Below are 16,822 nucleotides of genomic sequence, written 5' to 3'. Positions count from 1 at the left end.
GATCAGAACTTCGCCGTGGTCACGATGTAGAACGCCCGGCCCGGCGCCACCGCCACGAACGGCACTGCGCTGCGATAGAGCGTGTCGTAGTACAGCTTGTTGGTGAGGTTCTGGGCGTAGAACTTCATGGTCCAGTTCTTGTCGATCTTCTTCTCGACGAACGCGTCGAAACGCCAGTAGCTAGGCAGTTCGTTGCCGGTATTGGCCGCGAACGTGCCGCCATAGACCTTGGAGCGGTAGACCGCCTGCCCGCCCAGCTCCCAGCCGTCGTCGAACTTGTACTTGGTCAGCATGCTGAACGACTGGTGGGCGATATTGGCAAGCTGCAGGCCGATGTTGGAAGCGACGCCGCTCTGCGTGACCTTCGACTGCATCAGCACCAGGCCGCCGAAGATACTCCAGCGGTCGGTAATCTTGCCCTCCGCCTCGATGTCGATGCCCTGGATCCTGTAGGCAGCGCCCGACGTGAGCAGGCCGCTGACGGTCTCGCGCGCGTTGTCCTTGGTGGTTTGGAACAGCGCACCGGTCACCAGCAGGTGGCGATCGGCGAGCTCCCATTTGGTACCGACCTCAGCCGCCTTGTTACGCTCGGGCCCGAGCAGGATGGTCGAGTTGGCCGGAACGCCGCCGTAGTCGGTGCCGGTCGCGTCCAGCTCCGAACCGAACGGATTGGCCGAGGTCGCATAGGCTGCATAGATGCTGCCGATCGACATCGGCTTGTAGACCAAACCGACGTTGTAATTCACGAGATCGGCGCTTTGCTTGAGATAGGCCGAGTTTGTGGACGAGCTCTGACTATAGCCGTCGTAGCGCACGCCGCCGTTGACGATGATCGTGTCCTGCCAGTTCGCGGTGTCCATGACATACACGCTGCTGGTGTTGACACCGTAGCGCGTCGGGTTTCCAATCAGCGACGGCGTGTTGCTGAAGGGAATGTTGGTGTACTGCGGAGAGTACAGATTGACTCCCGTGACGGCCCCGTTGCTCGTTGAACCGCCGCCGAACAGTTCCGACGAGAGGCCGGTGTAGCGGTCGATCGAGATGTTCTCGTTCGAATATTCGACGCCGAGTACGGCGGTGTGCTTGACGCCGCCGGTATCGAGCTTGAACGTGGCCTCGTTCTGGTTCGCCCACACGTCCACGTTCTGGTAGCGGCTCTGCGCGCTCGCCGTCGTGGTCCAGAGCAGCGGATTGGGGCTGGTCGTGTTCGGGTTCTGCGGCAGCGTGCCGATGTAGTTCAGCAGCGAGTGCTCGCCGCGCACCTTGCTGGTCAACGTGATGGCCTCGTTGACCTTGTACTCGATCGTGCCGGTGCCGAAATCCTGCCGCGCCGTCTGGAAGTCGCGGTTGAGGAAGCCGTACCAGTTTCCGCGCGGAATGCCGGCCGAGGTCACCGGCACATTGCCCTGCTTGTAATAGGGCACGCCGAAATCGGGATAGCCGCTGAGATCGGTGTGAACGTAGTTCGTCGTGATCTTGATGTCGTTGGTCGGGGTGTACTTGGTCGAGATGAAGCTGCCCCAGCGGTTGTCGGTCACATAATTGCGGCCGGCGACGTTGGCGTCCTGGAACAGGCCGCCGGTGCGCACCGAGAAGGTCGGATCGATGACCTGGTTGACGTCGAGCGTGACGCGCTTGGTCATGTCGGTACCGAACTCGGTGCCCATGCGCTTGAAGTTGACGTCGCCCGCCTGCTTGGTGACGATGTTGATGGCGCCGCCGGCAGTGCCGCGGCCGGCGTAGGAAGATGCCGGCCCGCGCAGAATCTCGATCTGCTCGGTGAAGAAGTTCTCGCGGATGGAGACCGCGGGATCGCGAATGCCGTCGATGAACACGTCGTTGCGCGCGTCGAAGCCGCGGATGAAGAAGCGGTCGCCGAACGCGTTGCCGCCCTCGCCCGAGCCCAGCGTCACGCCCGCGGTCGAGCGCCCGATCTCCTTCAGCGTCGTCGCGTTCTTGTCCTCGAGCACTTCCTTGCTGAGCACCGTGATGGACTTGGGCGTGTTCAGCATCTTCTCCGGGAACTTGCCGGACGCCTGGACGTGATCGACCTTGTAGGGCGCGGCCGGATCGGCATAGGGATTGCCGTCGGGAGCGCCTGACGGCGTTGTCGGCGCCAGCTGTTGAGCGGCCTGCTCGCGCTGCGCCGCGCGACGAATCGCGTTGCGGGCGCGGACCTGTTCCGGCGAGGGCTTCGACGCCGTTGGACGCGGACGCTCGACGGGAGCATCGACCGTCACCGGCGGCAGGTTCGACTGCTGCGCCTGCGCGCCGGTCGACACCGACGCCACTGCGATCAAGCTCGCAACCGCCGAGGCTTTCTTGCCTGAAACGCCTGCGAACTTTTCATCTACAAAATCGAATGCTGCGACCGAACGCAACGACTTCGGTGCGACCACCTGCCCCATTACCAAACGCCCCATCTTCCTGTTCGCTCATTCACTTCGACGAACGATGAGTTGTTGGTATCGGCCGTAAAATTTCGGGTCAATGCAAGCAGCTCGCAAGAACCCTTGAATCGATCCAGATCAAAACGATTCTAAACTACAGTTTGAAATCGTTCTAAATCGAGATTGGACTCGTTCTAAAAGATGCCGGCGAATGCCGCGCAAATCGGCGCTCTCGCTCGCAGCATCAATCGCTGCTCGGCGGCTTCATCAGCGAAAACAATTCGTCGACGGTTTTCAGCGCGACAGCGCGCACGCGATCGGTTGAGTCCATGCCGGCGATGTTGACACCGTTCACGACGGCTTTGATCTCGTCTCGGAAGTCGGTGAGGAAGCGCAAGGGATCGCGCTGCTCATTAGCGACACGCGCGATCAATCCCGTGATCAGAATCTGACATGCGATCAACTTGCCGTTCAGTTCGTCCATACTGCGCTCCATGTGTGGCGGTGCCGATATGGATGATGGCGATATCCCTGACAATCGAAACGGCCTCCGCGCGACTTAGAACCATTCTTGTCACCGGCGCCGACCTGCGACTCGGCACCGCGCATTCGGTCGGAGCACACCGTCCGGGAGTGCTGCACAGGGTTTGCGCGCCGATCGCGCCTGCCGGGAAAATGCAGCATTGCACACCGCCGCGTCAGACCATTGCCTAGACGGTGCAAAGCTTTCCAATTGTTTAGGATTTTCGACGGATAGTGCTGTTTACACTCGAACTTGGCGTGTAATATACAAGCTCGCTGGAACCCTGCGGTTGCCCTGATAATTCGTAGCTTGGGGGCATACGAGCCGACACGAGACGACATGAAAAAGTCCCGGCCGATCCTCTGGATTCTGATCATCGCGGCCGTGGCCTCCGCGGGTTACTATGGCTGGCAGAAATTCGGGCATAGCGCCGGCAAGGCCCAGACCGCCGACAAGGGGCCGCCCCGGCCGTCTGCCGTCCCGGTGAGCGTCGCCCCGGTCCAGAAGGTCGACTTCCCGGTCTATCTGACCGGTCTCGGCACGGTTCAGGGGTTCAACACCGTACAAGTCCGAACCCGCGTGGATGGCCAGATCGACAAGCTCGCCTTCAAGGAAGGACAGATCGTCCAGCAGGGCGAGCTTCTGGTCTCGATCGATCCCCGTCCCTATCAAGCCACGCTCGACCAGGCCAAGGCCAAGAAGGCGCAGGACGAAGCTAGTCTCGCCAACGCCAATCTCGAACTTCAGCGCGCCATGAAGCTCGGCGAATTCGCGACCGCGCAACGCGTCGACACCCAGCGCTCGACCGTCGCCCAGCTCACCGCCCAGATCGCCGCCGACGAAGCCGCGATCGCCAACGCCCAGACCCAGCTCGACTACACCCAGGTCAAGGCGCCGATCACCGGCGTCGCCGGCCTGCGCCAGGTCGACGTCGGCAACATCGTCAACGCCTCGACGCAGACGGGCATCGTCACGATTTCGCAGGTCGAGCCGATCGCCGTGATCTTCACCGCGCCGGAAGACCAGCTGCCCTATATCAGCGAAGGTCAGAAGACCGGCGCACTCAAGGTGATCGCTTTCACCACCGACGGCAAGAAGACGCTGGCCGAGGGCAAGCTTGCGGTCATCAACAACCAGGTCGACACCACCAGCGGGACGATCCGCCTCAAGGCGGTGTTCGACAACAAGGACCACGCGCTGTGGCCGGGCCAGTCGGTCTCGACGCGGCTTCTGGTCCGGACGCTGAAGGATGCGACCGTGGTTCCGGATGACGCGGTCCAGCATTCGACCAACGGCCTCTACGCCTATACCGTCAACCAGGACAACAAGGCCGAGCTGCACAAGATCAAGGTCAGCTACGCCATCGATGGACATTCGGTCATCGAGGAAGGGCTGAGCCCCGGTCAGCAGGTGATCACCGGCGGCCAGTTCAAGGTGCAGCCCGGAAGCCTGGTCTCGACAGCGGTGGCAAGCTCGAACCCGGCCCCGACCCAGAACAAGGTACGACAGGAATGACCGGGGGCGGGATTTCGGCACCTTTCATCCGATACCCGATCGGCACCTCGCTGCTGATGGCCGGCATTCTCTTTGTCGGTCTCGTCGCCTATCCCCTGCTTCCGGTCGCACCGTTGCCGCAGGTCGACTTCCCGACCATCCAGATCACCGCCAATTTGCCGGGCGGCAGCCCGGAGACGATGGCCTCGTCCGTGGCGCAGCCTCTGGAGCGTCAGTTCGCCCAGATTCCCGGCATCGCCCAGATGACGTCGACCAGTTATCTCGGCACGGCGTCGATCACCATCCAGTTCGACCTCAACCGCAGCATCGACGCTGCCGCCAACGACGTGCAGGGCGGCATCAACGCCGCCTCCGGCCAGTTGCCGAAGAACCTGCCCTCGCCGCCGACCTACCGCAAGGTCAACCCGGCCGACGCGCCGATCCTGCTGCTGTCGGCAACATCGGAGACGCTGCCGCTGACCAGCGTCAGCGACGCGGTCGATGCCCAGCTCGCCCAGCAGATCAGCCAGCTCTCCGGCGTCGCCCAGGTCTTCATCGGCGGCCAGCAGAAGCCCTCCATCCGCATCCAGATCGACCCGGCGAAACTGGTCGCCAAAGGCCTGTCGATGGAGGACGTGCGTGGTCAGATCGCGATCACCACGGTCGACAGCCCGAAGGGCAACATCGACGGCGAGAGGCGCGCCTACACGATCTACGCCAACGACCAGCTCACGCACGCGAAAGACTGGAACGACGTCATCATCGCCTATCGCAACGGCGCTCCGTTGCGAATCCGCGACATCGGCCAGGCGGTCAGCGCCGCTGAAGACGCCAAGCAGGCGGCCTGGGCCAACGGCAAGCGCGGCGTATTCCTGGTGATCTTCAAGCAGCCGGGCGCCAACGTCATCGATACCGTCGACAGGATCAAGGCGACCCTGCCCCGCCTGGTGGCGGCGATCCCGCCTGCGATCAAGATCGAGCTCATCAGCGACCGCACCACGACCATCCGCGCGGCGGTCGAGGACGTCCAGTTCACGCTGCTGCTGACCATTGCCCTCGTGGTCATGGTCATTTTCATTTTCCTGCGCAGCTTCTGGGCCACCGTCATTCCCGCCATCACGGTTCCGCTGGCGCTGCTGGGCGCCTGCGCCCTGATGTGGGTCGCCGGTTATTCGCTCGACAATCTGTCGCTGATGGCGCTCACCATCGCAGTCGGATTCGTCGTCGACGACGCCATCGTGATGCTGGAGAACATCACGCGTTACATCGAGGAGGGCGAATCGCCGATGGCGGCCGCCTTCAAGGGCTCCAAGGAGATCGGCTTCACCATCGTATCCATCAGCATATCGCTGGTCGCGGTGCTGATCCCGCTACTCCTGATGGGCGGCATCATCGGGCGCCTGTTCCGCGAATTCGCCGTCGTGCTGGCCATGACCATCTTCGTCTCGATGTTCGTGTCGCTGACCCTGACGCCGATGATGGCCTCGCGCTTCCTTCGCGCGCATGGCGAAGTGACCCACGGCAAGTTCTATCAATGGAGCGAGCGCGCCTTCGACGGGATGCTGCGCGGCTACGAATATGGACTCGACCATGCCCTCGCCTGGCGGCGCACCACGCTGGCGATATTCTTCGCCACGCTCGGACTGTCGATCTATTTGTTCGTCCTGATTCCGAAGGGTTTCTTCCCCCAGCAGGACGTCGGCCTGATCACGGCGACTTCGGAAGCCTCGCAGGACATTTCGTTCAAGGAGATGACCCGGCGTCAGGAACAGCTCGGCAAGATCATCCTTGCCGATCCCGACGTTGCCAGCGTCGCGATGTCGATCGGCGGCAGCGGCCGCGCCGGCAACAACGGCAACATATTCATCACGCTGAAGCCGCGCGACAAGCGCGAGGCCTCGGCTCAGCAGATCATCGCGCGACTGCGCCCCCAGTTCGACAAGGTCCAGGGCGCCCGCCTCTACATGCAGGCAGCCCAGGACGTGCGGCTCGGCGGCCGGCCGACGCGCACGCAGTTTGAATTCACGCTGCAGGACGCCAATCTGGACGAACTCAACGAATGGGCGCCCAAGATCCTCGCCAAGATGCAGACGCTGCCCCAGTTGCGCGACGTCGCGACCGACCAGCAGACCCAGGGCACCACGGTCCAACTCAAGATCAACCGCGACACCGCCGCGCGCTACGGCATCCAGCCGCAGCTGATCGACGACACGCTGTATGACGCCTTCGGCCAGCGGCAGGTCACGCAGTATTTCACCCAGCTCAACACCTACAAGGTAATCCTCGAGATCCTGCCGGAGATGCAGGGCAATCTCGACAGCCTCAACAAGCTTTATCTGAAGTCGCCGCTGACCGGCGACCAGGTGCCGCTGTCGACGTTCGCGACTTGGACCACCGATCCGGTCCGTCCGCTCTCGATCAGCCACCAGGGCCAGTTCCCGGCGATCACGATCAGCTTCAACCTCGGCCAGGGCGTCGCGCTCGGTCAGGCGACGGAAGCCGTGCAGAAGGCGATGGCCGATCTCGGCGCGCCGCCGACGCTGAACTCGAGCTTCCAGGGCACCGCACAGGCGTTCCAGCAATCGCTCGGCACCGTGCCGCTGCTGATCCTCGCCGCGCTCGTCGTGGTCTATTTGATCCTCGGCATCCTCTACGAGAGCTACATCCATCCGATCACGATCCTGTCGACGCTGCCCTCGGCCGGCGTCGGCGCGCTTCTGATCCTGATGGCGGCGGGCTTCGACTTCAGCCTCATTGCCTTGATCGGAATCATTCTCCTGATCGGCATCGTGAAGAAGAACGGCATCATGATGGTCGACTTCGCCATCGCCGCCGAGCGCGACGAGCACAAGACGCCAGCGGAATCGATCCGCCAGGCCGCCCTGCTCCGCTTCCGCCCGATCATGATGACGACGATGGCCGCACTGCTCGGCGGCGTGCCGCTGATGCTCGGTCACGGCACCGGCGCCGAGATCCGCCAGCCGCTCGGCTACGCCATGGTCGGCGGCCTGATCGTCAGCCAAGCGCTGACGCTGTTCACCACGCCGGTGGTCTATCTCTATCTCGACGAGCTCAACAACTGGTTCTCGGGCTGGGGCCGTTCGGGTGACGGCAAAGGCGGCGAGGCGGTCGAGCACGGCACCGTTAAGGAAGCTGCCGAGTAGCGGCTTGCACGGCTGTTCCGGCGACGCTACAGCGAGGCCCCGGTTCACGCCAATGCGGTTTCGCCATGCTCATGCAATCCAGACTTGTCGCCCTCGTCGCTGCTGTCCTGCTGTCGACTGGCGCCGCTTATGCCCAGCAGGGCACCAAGAAGAACGCCCCCGCTCCGGCGGCACAGCCAGCTCCGACGCAGCCGCAGGCCGACGGCTCGCCTGCGCAACAGCCCGGCTGGATCGTGCGCTGCACCAGTGCCAGCCGTGATGCGCCGCTCGAATGCGCGATGGAGCAGAACGCGGTGCTGACCAAGACTGGCCAGACCATCGTCCTGATCAACATCCGCATCGCGCCCGATACCCGCACGCCGGTGGCGCTGCTGCAATTGCCGCTCGGCCTCAACCTTCCCATCGGCGCCAAGCTCCAGGTCGACGAGGGCAAGACCGTCGACCTGCAGATCCAGACCTGCGAGAACCGCGGCTGCTACGCCTCTTCTCCGATCGCGCCGGACCTGCTTGCCGCGTTGCGGTCGGGCAAGCAGCTCAAGGTCTCCTTCCAGAACATGGCCAAGGAGACGATCGCGATCCCGATGCCGCTGGGCGATTTCGCGGCGGCCTACGACAAGATCAAGTAGTCCCGGATCTCTCTTGCCGACTGTGCCGCGGAAACTTTCCTTGCGGCCTATCCTTCGAGACGCCCGCTTTGCGGGCTCCTCAGGATGAGGTTTGGTGCGCGGCGAAATCTCAGACCCTCATGGTGAGGAGCCCGCTTTGCGGGCGTCTCGAACCATGAAGGCCGGGCCCCCTCCTACTGCCGCGCCATCTGCGCGTTGCCGACGGCTTCGCCGTCGAGCTTCTGGTCATTGTGCATGGTGACGGTGACGCGCAGCAGCCGTCCGGCGAATTCGAACGGCGCCTCGTAATGTGACACGGGGCTGCCGCGGTCGCGGCCGATGTCGAGTCCGGACCACGAGATCAGCGTGTGAAAGCCGAGCTGGGTGTGGAGCGAACCCGCGGGTTCGCCGTCGATCAGCAGCGTGTATTCGGTGACGCCGGTGCGCGAGCCCTTGGCGGGCGCCTCCTTGCGCACGAGGCGTTCGACGTGCACGCCAAGCCGGCGCGCGCCTGACGGCACCGAGCGATCGGAACGCACGATCTGGTGGCTGCCGCCGATGTTGAGATCGTGCACGAGATGGCCGTCGCTGAGATAGAGGCTGTAGCCCGACGTCGCATCGCCGTGCGAGATCAGCACGCCGTCGGCGCCGGCCTCGCCGATCTCGACATGCGCCTCGATCGTGTAGCTGCGGCTGCGCACGTCCGGCGCGACGTCGGTCGGCACGTGCCCCATGCCTGCGTGGAAGACGAAATGGTGGCGCGCGCCGTGGAAACGTGCGGCATTCTCGGCAAAGCGCGGCCCGAAGCGGTCGTCGAGGGGCAGCACCTTGTGCTTCTCGGCCTCTTCCCACCATGTCGCGATCATCGTTGCGAGACGCTCCGGCTCCTTCGTCGCGAGATCGTCGGTCTCGGAGAAGTCCGCGTCCAGATGGAACAGCTCCCATTTATCGTTCTCGAACGGCGTCCCCGACGGATGAAAGGCGACCGCCTTCCACCCCGCGTGCCAGAGACCGCGATGACCGAACATCTCGAAATATTGCGGCGAGCTCTTCGACGGTGCCGAGGCGTCCGCAATCGAGCGCGCAAAGCTCTCGCCTTCCAGCGGCATCTGCCGGCAGCCTGCGATATCGATGGGCGCCTCGATGCCGATCAGCTCCAACAGCGTCGGCGTGAGGTCGCAGGCGTGCACGAACTGGTGCCGCAGCTCGCCCTTGGCCGCGATCCTATTCGGCCAGTTGATGACGAAGGGATCGCGGATGCCGCCGCCATGGGTGTTCTGCTTGTAGCGCCGCAGCGGTGTGTTGGACGCCATCGCCCAGCCATGCGGAAAATTGCTGTGGGTGTCGGGCCCGCCGATGTCGTCGATACGTGCGAGCTTCTCGGCGATCGGCTCCGGCTTGAAGTTGAACGGTCCCATCGCGTTGACGAAGCCGAGCGGCCCGCCTTCCTGGCTCGCGCCATTGTCGGACATTACGATGATCAGGGTGTTGTCGCGGATGCCGGCCGTGTCGAGAAATGCGACGAGACGCGCAAGATGGCGGTCGGAATGGTCGAGCATGCCGGCAAAGGCCGCCTGCAGGCGCGTGAAGACGCGGCGCTCGTCGGCCGAATGCTCCTCCCAGGCCTTCACGCCGTCATTGCGTGCGGGCATCCGCGTATCCCGGACACCAGGCCCATCGCCTTTTGGCGCGCGAGACGCTGCTCCCGCTCGACGTCCCAGCCATGTGCGAAGGCAGCGTCATAGCTCCCGATGATCTCGGCCGGCGCCTGATGCGGCGCGTGGCAGGCCCCGAGCGCGACCCAGGTCAGCCAGGGCACGTCAGGACGATCGGCGACGTGATCGCCGATGAAGCGGATCGATTGATCGATCAGATCCTCTGTCAGATGATAGCCGTCGGCATAGCCGCCCGGCGGATCGATATGCGTGTTGTCGGAGACGAGCTCCGGTGCGTACTGGTCGGTCTCGGCGTCGAGGAAGCCGTAGAAGCGATCGAAGCCGCGGCCGAGCGGCCAGCCGTCGAACGGGCCGGTGGCGCCGCTCTCGGTCAGCGGCGTGACGTGCCATTTGCCGACCATGTAGTTACGATAGCCATGCACGCGAAGCATCTCGGCCAGCGTGCCCGCCTCGCGCGCGATCTTGCCGCGATAACCGGGATAGCCGGAATCGAAATTGGCGAGGCACCCGACCCCGACGGAATGATGGTTGCGCCCGGTGAGCAGCGCGGCGCGCGTCGTCGAGCACATCGCCGTGGTGTGGAAACCGCTGTAGCGCAGGCCCTCCGCGGCGAGCCTGTCGATGGTCGGCGTCCTGATCGCCGAGCCGTAGCAGCCGAAATCGGAGAAGCCGACGTCGTCGAACAGCACCACGAGGATGTTCGGCGCCCCCGCGGGCGGCCTGGGCGCATCCGGCCACCAGGGTTTTGACTCCGCAACCGTCTTGCCGACGGTGCCGCCGAACGGCGTGCCGCTGCCTGCACTCATCTGATCCTCCCTGCCGGACCCGGTGTTTCATTGTCGTCGCGCCCGCGATTGACCCGCGGCCCGCCTCGCCCTAAATTATAATCAGAATTATGATTATGATTTTTGGCGGATGCAAGCACGGATGCGCCCACAGTCAGACCAGCCGGTGTTTCGCGATTTCGACCTGCCGGGCGTCGCCCCGTCGCGGCAGAAGCGCAGCCGGGAAACCACGCTGGCGCTGCTGCGCGCCGGCGCCGAGATGCTGAGGACACGCAGCCTTGCGGAGCTCTCGATCGAGTCGCTCTGCACCGAAGTCGGCGCCACCGTCGGCGCCTTCTACAGTCGCTTCGAGAGCAAGGAGACCTATTTCAACGCGCTGACGGCGCTGGCCACGCGTGACGGCGAACAGCGCCTTGCGGGGATCAGGCCGCCGTCACCCGATCCGGACCTCGAGAGGCTCTGCCATAGCATCGTCAGCGGCATCATCGGCTGGATGCGCAACCACGAGGGCGTGCTGCGCGCCGCGCTTCAGCACGACGACACCCGTCCGGACAAATGGACGCCGTTCAAGGCGCTCGCGCAGGCCACCACCGCGCGTGCCACCCCGCTCCTGCTGCCGGCCATGGGCAAGGGCCGCAAGGCGGCAAAGACCCGCGCCATCGCCTTCGGCTTCCAGATCGTGCTGGGCACGCTGGTGAACGCGATCCTCAACGATCCCGGCCCATTGTCGCTGTCGTCCAAAGAAATGGAGACGCGGCTCGCCGGTTGCCTGGCGTTGCTGCTGCAGGCCGAGGTCGACCGCGCGCCTCCGAGATAGGCCTCTTGCTCCCGCTGTCAGCTGACAACGTCGCTCGCCCGCAACAGCGTCGTGAAGCCACCATAGATCATGCGCTTGCCGTCGAACGGCATGCCCTCCATCTTCAGCCGCGGATCCGCCATCACCTTCTTGTTCACGGCGTCGCGGGTCTCCCGGTCGCGGTAGACGATCCAGGAGAACACCACGACCTCGTCCTCCTTCGCCATCACTGCGCGCGGAAACGAGGTCAGTTCGCCGTAGGGAACGTCGTCGGCGATGCACTCGACGTAATCGAGCGCGCCGTGCTCCATCCAGATCGCGCAGGCGCTCGTCGCCAGCGTCTTGTAGGCCTCGACCTTGTCCTTCGGCACGGCCAGAACGAAACCATCGACATAGGGCATCACGGATCTCCTCGATTTGTGTGCCCCAAGGACGATGGAGCGCGCGGCGATCCGACCGGGGAAACGCGATTTCAGATGAGGCAAACGGTCGCGATCGGCGGCGCGGCCGGTGGACCAATCACTGTCACTGAGGGACCTGGAGAGCCGGACCTTGGAAGGCCCGGAGCTGGCTGGGGAACCTGGATTCGAACCAAGACAAACAGAGTCAGAGTCTGTTGTGCTACCGTTACACCATTCCCCACCGAAGCGCTTGAAATCGCTAAGCTTTCTTCGGAAGTTCTGCAAGGCGGGCTGATCGTTTTGCAAATCAGCGGCTCGCAGGCCGCTCATATAGCCGCGCTGACCTTCGCGGTCCAGCCCTTCTGTGAACATCGCCGGCTTGTTCTTGCTGCGTTCGCGTGGGCAAGACGGAGAGGTCTCAACCCTGCCCGAAGGAATCCTGCGGTCCTTTGCGGCTGTAGAACAGCGATCGGCGTGCCCGGTCGATCCATCGCTGCACCGAGAACTCGAAGGCGAGCGCGACCATCGTGGATGCGAGCAGGATGCCCAAGGTCTGAAACAGAATTCGCCAATGGCCCACGATGTGCGGATTGGTGAGCGTGACCGGATCAAACAGCTGCAGATTGATCGCGATCTGGATGAAGAGAAAATGCGAGAGATAGACGATGTGCGATCTCTTCGCGAACGTGTCCCGCGCGACCTTACGGCCGACGATCAGCATTCGAACATCATTGTGAAAGTGCTTTCACGACTTATATCGTCAAGGCTTCCTTCCGAAACCCGATCTCTCCTTGCGAAGAACCGTGCTCATTTTCTTCCTGCTCCTGATCGTGCCGATCGGCCTATCGGCCGCGCGGTACTATTGGCTTGGAGATGGCCGCGGCAATTGGCAGACGGCCGACCGTTCCAGCGCGGGCCTGCTGCCGCCCGCTTCTTCCCATCCCGATGCCCTGATCCGGGTTTATGCGGCCCGAACGGTCCGGTGGCGAAGCATCTTCGCCGTCCACACGTGGATCGTCGTCAAGGAAAAGGATGCGACCAGCTACAGCCGATACGACTACACGGCGTGGGGCGAACCGATCCGGAGCAACGGCTTCGCCCCCGATGGAAGGTGGTTCGGCGCCCTGCCGGAAACCGTCGTCGCCGTAGATGGGCCACAGGCCGAGTTCCTCATTCCCAGGATCCGGACTGTGATCGAGACCTACAAGTTTCGAGCCTACGGCGACTACAGCGCCTGGCCGGGACCGAATTCGAACACCTTCGTTCAAGCCGCTCTTGATGCCGTGCCGGAACTTCGCGCGGTTCTGCCGCCGACCGCGATCGGCAAGGATTATCCCTATTCCGGGGAATGGATTGGGCTGACCGCCTCGCGCACCGGCTTCTATGCCTCGCTCTCCGGCTATCTCGGCCTGACCATGGGCTGGGTCGAAGGCCTCGAGCTCAACTTCTTCGGCGCCGTGCTCGGCCTCGACATCCGGCGGCCTGCCGTCAAGCTGCCGGGCATCGGCCGCCTCGGTGTTGGCGCCGGTCTATAGCGGCGGACGAGACGGCGATTGGCGATGTTTCGGCGCGACGGCTAGATCGCGATGTGATCGAAGTCGGTGGCGATCCGGCTGTTCGGAAAGATCCTTGCCGCCTCGGCGAGGACCTCTTCGTCCTCATAGCGTCCCGACATATGGGTCAGCACGAGCTGCTTCACATTGCTAGCTGCCGCAAACGACGCCGCTTCTACCGCGGTGAGATGCCCGTAGTCCCGCGCGGTCGACGCGTCACGATCGAGGAACGTTGCCTCGATCACGAGCAGATCGGCATCAGCGACGTGTTGCGCCAGCCCCTCGGTGGTTTCGGTGTCGCCAATCACGACGAGCCTCTTGCCGCCGCTCGGCGGACCCAGGACGTCTTCCGGATCGATCGTGCGATCGGCGATCACGATGGCTCGTCCCGCAGCCAACTCTCCACGGATAGGGCCATCCGGCACGCCCAAGGCCGAAAGGCGTTCCGACAAGAGATGACGGCGCGCGGCACTTTGGAAGACGAAACCAAAACTGTCGGTGTCGCGGTGGCGAACCGGAAAGCAGGCGATGGTGAAGTCACCGGCATCGATGACCTGTCCTTCGCTCAAGGCTGCGAACTCGACAGGGATCGGCGCCCTGCCCGCACCCCACAGGCCCGCGAGCATCCGGATGACGATGTCGAGTGTGCCAGGCCCGCCATGAATGGTCATCGCGTCGGCACTCCGCCGCAATCCCAATGTTGAAAACAGACCGGGGATGCCCAGCACATGATCGAGATGCGCGTGCGTCAGCAGCACGCGGTCGAGCCGCCGAAAGCCGGCGCCACTGCGTAGCAACTGGCGCTGCGTGCCCTCGCCGCAATCGACCAGCATGCGCTGGCCCGCGGCCTCCACGAGGAGGGCCGGATGGTTGCGTTCGGCGGACGGAACACTTGCGGAGGTCCCGAGAAATGTCAGGGCGAACATAGTCGTCGTTTGTCCAGAGATGAAGCGGCCTTCCGCCCTGACGTCTCCGAGACCTTACAGCTTCACGACGACCTTGCCGAAGTGGGAGCCGGTCCGGAGATGGGCGAACGCGTGGAGGACCTCGTCGAAACCATACACCCGATCGACGATCGGGTGGATTGCCTTATCGGTCAAGAAGCGATTCATGGCGGTGAAATGCTCGCGCGATCCGACGGTGACACCGATGATGTCGGCGTTCTCCCACTGAAGGCGCGCGAGGTCCGGCTTCGGGCCAAACCCTGTCAAGACACCGATCTGGACGATCTTGCCGCCCGAGGCGACCGATCTCAGCGATCGGTCATAGGTGCCGGGTCCGCCGAGTTCTAGGATATGACTAGCGCCTTCGCCGTCCGTCGCCTTCATCAGCGCGGCATCCCAGTCGGGCGTGTCGCGGTAGTTGATGAGGATAGAACCGCCCAGCGTTTTGGCGCGGGCGAGCTTCTCATCCGAGGAGGATATCACGATCGCGCGCGCGCCCAGCGCCGCGGCGAACTGAAGGCCGAAGAGCGCGACGCCGCCTGTTCCCTGGACCAGCAGCGTGTCGCCTTTGCCCATCCCGCCGCGAGCGATGAGGCCGTGCCAGGCCGTAACGCCGGCACAGGGCAAGGTCGCTGCTTCGACCGCGGACAAGTGCGCCGGCGCGGACACAAGCGCGGTTGCCGGCAGCACGACATACTCCGCCAGCATTCCGTCCATGGTGTTGCCACCCAGGGCAGACGGAACATAGCTGGACTTGAATGGCCCCGCGACCCAATCGCGAAAGAACGACGCGACGACGCGGTCTCCGGGCTGCCACTGCGTGACGCCCGAACCGATGGCGTCGACGACGCCCGCGCCGTCCGACAACGGCACGCGACCATTCAGCCCGCCTTGGCCAACGCGGTCGAGGATCATCAGGTCGCGATAATTCAGGCTTGCCGCTTCGACCCGGATACGGACCTCGCCGCCGGCGGGTTCAGGTCGACTGACATCGGCCAGCACAAGGCCACCGGCACCGGCATCGCCGTTCAAATGGTAAGCTTTCATCGTTGCTCCTCCGCGATGGTGTTCACATGGACGAGCACGACCTGTAAGGTCTGACAGCACTGTCAGGGTCAAGAGGATTTTTCAGTGAAGATTGGTGAGCTCTCCCGCAGGACGGGAGTCAGTGTCCGGATGCTGCGTTACTACGAAGCCGAAGGACTGCTTGCGCCGCAGCGGACAGACTCCGGCTATCGCGATTATGGTCCGGCGGAAGAGGAGACCGTTCGGCGGATCAAAATGCTTGGCGCGGCCGGGATGACGCTGGAAACGATCCAGCAATTGCTGCCGTGCGTGCGGAACAACGATCCGGAATTCACGCCGTGCAACAATCTGCGCAGAATACTCGCGCAGCAGGTCAGCCTCATCGATGAACGCATCGAGACGCTCAGCCAAAGCCGGACGATTCTGGCGGGCTTCCTGTCGAGTGTGAACTGAGCGCCAAACCGCCTGCTCGGCCTCACCGCCCCCAATGCCACGCGAGCAGCAGCGCGTACAGAGCCATCGAGGCGGCGTAGAGCGCGGCAAGAAGCGCGTAGCCCGCGATCTGGCGACCGAGCGCGGCCTTCGGCGTGACCCACCAGTCGAGCGCCCTGAAGGCGGCCGGCACCAGCCACCAGCCGAGCAGCTGGGTGCTGACGAGATTGCCTGCGAACAGCGACAGCCAGACCGGCACGCCGTGACTGTCGATCAGCGGCGCGCTAACGAAAGTGCCCCAGAGATAGACCACGGGATAGAGCACCAGGAGGACGATGAGGTTGCTCTTCCAGATCAGGCCCGCGCCTTGCTCCGGCGCTCGCGTCTTGCCGGCGGGAAACCAGAAATTGAAGCCATAGCTCGCGCGCTTCACATTCATGCCGGCATTGAAGCGCACACCCTCCTCCAGCAGCGTCTGCCGCATCGGCGAGTCGAGCCAGGCATTGAGATTGGCATCGCTGTCGAACGACAGGATGACGATCCATTCGTCATGCAGGCCCGGAATCGGCCGCTCGATCTTGTGGCGCAAAAAGCCCTTGAACTCGGCCTCGGTGGCCTGGATGCGCTGCTGCCATTTGAGGAACGCGTCCTCGAGGCCGTCAGGCACCTTGAAAGAGATGACGGCCGACACCGCGCTGTCGCGCTGAACGCCGGTGTCGGGCAGGATATGGACATCCTCCGAACCGACGAAGAAGCGCTGCACCTCGGCGATCAGCCGCGTCCGCACCTCGCTCTGAAGCCAGGCGCGCGCAGCGGCTGGGCTCGCGAAGCGCAGGATTGTCACCCAATCCACATGCGCGGGCGGCTGAGGCGGCACCACCTCCTGCCCCAGGAACCCGGGCCAGGCCTTGAGCACCTCGCCCACCTCACCATTCCACCGCGCGAACGCCGCAAAGCCATCATCAGTGATGCGGCGCTGGATGACGAGGGCGACCGGCTGGCCGCCTGTATCAAGGGATGCGCTCATGAGCTG

General features: G+C 63.8%; 13 protein-coding genes, 1 tRNA gene and 1 pseudogene. 6 read left to right on the top strand and 9 right to left on the bottom strand.

What is annotated here, in order from left to right; translation table 11 throughout:
• Positions 1-2: 2 nt before the first annotated feature.
• On the bottom strand, positions 3-2,408 hold the full coding sequence (locus tag IVB24_RS18980) for a TonB-dependent receptor (protein ID WP_247774127.1): 2,406 nt from the start codon (positions 2,406-2,408) through the stop codon (positions 3-5).
• A gap of 226 nt (positions 2,409-2,634) precedes the next feature.
• Positions 2,635-2,874 carry a hypothetical protein gene (locus IVB24_RS18975; protein WP_018319817.1) on the bottom strand — a complete coding sequence of 80 codons (240 nt, stop codon included), beginning with the start codon at positions 2,872-2,874 and terminating at the stop codon, positions 2,635-2,637.
• Between the two features lie 378 nt (positions 2,875-3,252).
• Here IVB24_RS18975 and IVB24_RS18970 point away from each other — a divergent pair, with 378 nt between their 5' ends.
• From IVB24_RS18970 to IVB24_RS18960, 3 genes are all read left to right on the top strand, one after another.
• A complete protein-coding gene (locus IVB24_RS18970) occupies positions 3,253-4,428 on the top strand; it encodes an efflux RND transporter periplasmic adaptor subunit (protein WP_162406417.1) in 1,176 nt (391 codons plus the stop codon).
• Positions 4,425-7,571 carry a multidrug efflux RND transporter permease subunit gene (locus tag IVB24_RS18965; RefSeq protein ID WP_247768067.1) on the top strand — a complete coding sequence of 1,049 codons (3,147 nt, stop codon included), beginning with the start codon at positions 4,425-4,427 and terminating at the stop codon, positions 7,569-7,571. Before IVB24_RS18970 ends, IVB24_RS18965 begins: the two co-directional genes overlap by 4 nt.
• A 65-nt stretch (positions 7,572-7,636) precedes the next feature.
• Positions 7,637-8,197: an invasion associated locus B family protein gene (locus IVB24_RS18960; protein WP_162406415.1), complete on the top strand. Its 561-nt coding sequence runs from the start codon at positions 7,637-7,639 to the stop codon at positions 8,195-8,197.
• Positions 8,198-8,370: 173 nt separating this feature from the next.
• Here the strand turns inward: IVB24_RS18960 and IVB24_RS40220 are convergent.
• Positions 8,371-10,658: pseudogene (locus IVB24_RS40220) on the bottom strand (arylsulfatase).
• Between the two features lie 121 nt (positions 10,659-10,779).
• Here IVB24_RS40220 and IVB24_RS18950 point away from each other — a divergent pair.
• Positions 10,780-11,454: a TetR/AcrR family transcriptional regulator gene (locus IVB24_RS18950; RefSeq protein ID WP_247768066.1), complete on the top strand. Its 675-nt coding sequence runs from the start codon at positions 10,780-10,782 to the stop codon at positions 11,452-11,454.
• A 17-nt stretch (positions 11,455-11,471) separates the two neighbouring features.
• On the opposite strand, the gene IVB24_RS18945 is transcribed toward IVB24_RS18950, so the two are convergent.
• From IVB24_RS18945 to IVB24_RS18935, 3 genes are all read right to left on the bottom strand, one after another.
• Positions 11,472-11,834 carry a DUF1428 family protein gene (locus tag IVB24_RS18945; protein WP_162308502.1) on the bottom strand — a complete coding sequence of 121 codons (363 nt, stop codon included), beginning with the start codon at positions 11,832-11,834 and terminating at the stop codon, positions 11,472-11,474.
• Between the two features lie 167 nt (positions 11,835-12,001).
• Positions 12,002-12,075: transfer RNA gene (locus tag IVB24_RS18940), tRNA-Gln, on the bottom strand.
• Positions 12,076-12,252: 177 nt separating this feature from the next.
• Entirely contained in the window at positions 12,253-12,555 is a 303-nt protein-coding gene (locus IVB24_RS18935; RefSeq protein ID WP_247768065.1) for a hypothetical protein, read from the bottom strand.
• Positions 12,556-12,637: 82 nt separating this feature from the next.
• Between IVB24_RS18935 and IVB24_RS18930 the strand changes: the two genes are divergently transcribed.
• Positions 12,638-13,369, top strand: a complete 732-nt coding sequence (locus tag IVB24_RS18930) for a DUF3750 domain-containing protein (RefSeq protein WP_247768064.1) — start codon at positions 12,638-12,640, stop codon at positions 13,367-13,369.
• 41 nt (positions 13,370-13,410) lie between these two features.
• Here the strand turns inward: IVB24_RS18930 and rnz are convergent, their stop codons facing one another.
• The gene (gene rnz / locus IVB24_RS18925; RefSeq protein WP_247768063.1) at positions 13,411-14,313 is read right to left on the bottom strand and encodes a ribonuclease Z; all 903 of its coding nucleotides are present in this window, start codon (positions 14,311-14,313) and stop codon (positions 13,411-13,413) included.
• 54 nt (positions 14,314-14,367) lie between these two features.
• Positions 14,368-15,378 carry an NAD(P)-dependent alcohol dehydrogenase gene (locus IVB24_RS18920; protein WP_247774126.1) on the bottom strand — a complete coding sequence of 337 codons (1,011 nt, stop codon included), beginning with the start codon at positions 15,376-15,378 and terminating at the stop codon, positions 14,368-14,370.
• 84 nt (positions 15,379-15,462) lie between these two features.
• Here IVB24_RS18920 and IVB24_RS18915 point away from each other — a divergent pair, with 84 nt between their 5' ends.
• A complete protein-coding gene (locus tag IVB24_RS18915) occupies positions 15,463-15,810 on the top strand; it encodes a MerR family transcriptional regulator (protein ID WP_094896516.1) in 348 nt (115 codons plus the stop codon).
• A 22-nt stretch (positions 15,811-15,832) separates the two neighbouring features.
• Here IVB24_RS18915 and IVB24_RS18910 read toward each other — a convergent pair whose 3' ends face one another.
• Complete coding sequence (locus IVB24_RS18910; protein ID WP_247768062.1) at positions 15,833-16,816, bottom strand: antibiotic biosynthesis monooxygenase; 984 nt, start codon at positions 16,814-16,816, stop codon at positions 15,833-15,835.
• Between the last annotated feature and the right edge of the window lie 6 nt (positions 16,817-16,822).

This window comes from Bradyrhizobium sp. 192, assembly GCF_023100965.1.
GTDB classification, from domain to species: Bacteria; Pseudomonadota; Alphaproteobacteria; order Rhizobiales; family Xanthobacteraceae; genus Bradyrhizobium; species Bradyrhizobium symbiodeficiens.
This window is presented reverse-complemented; position numbering and strand designations above follow the sequence as displayed.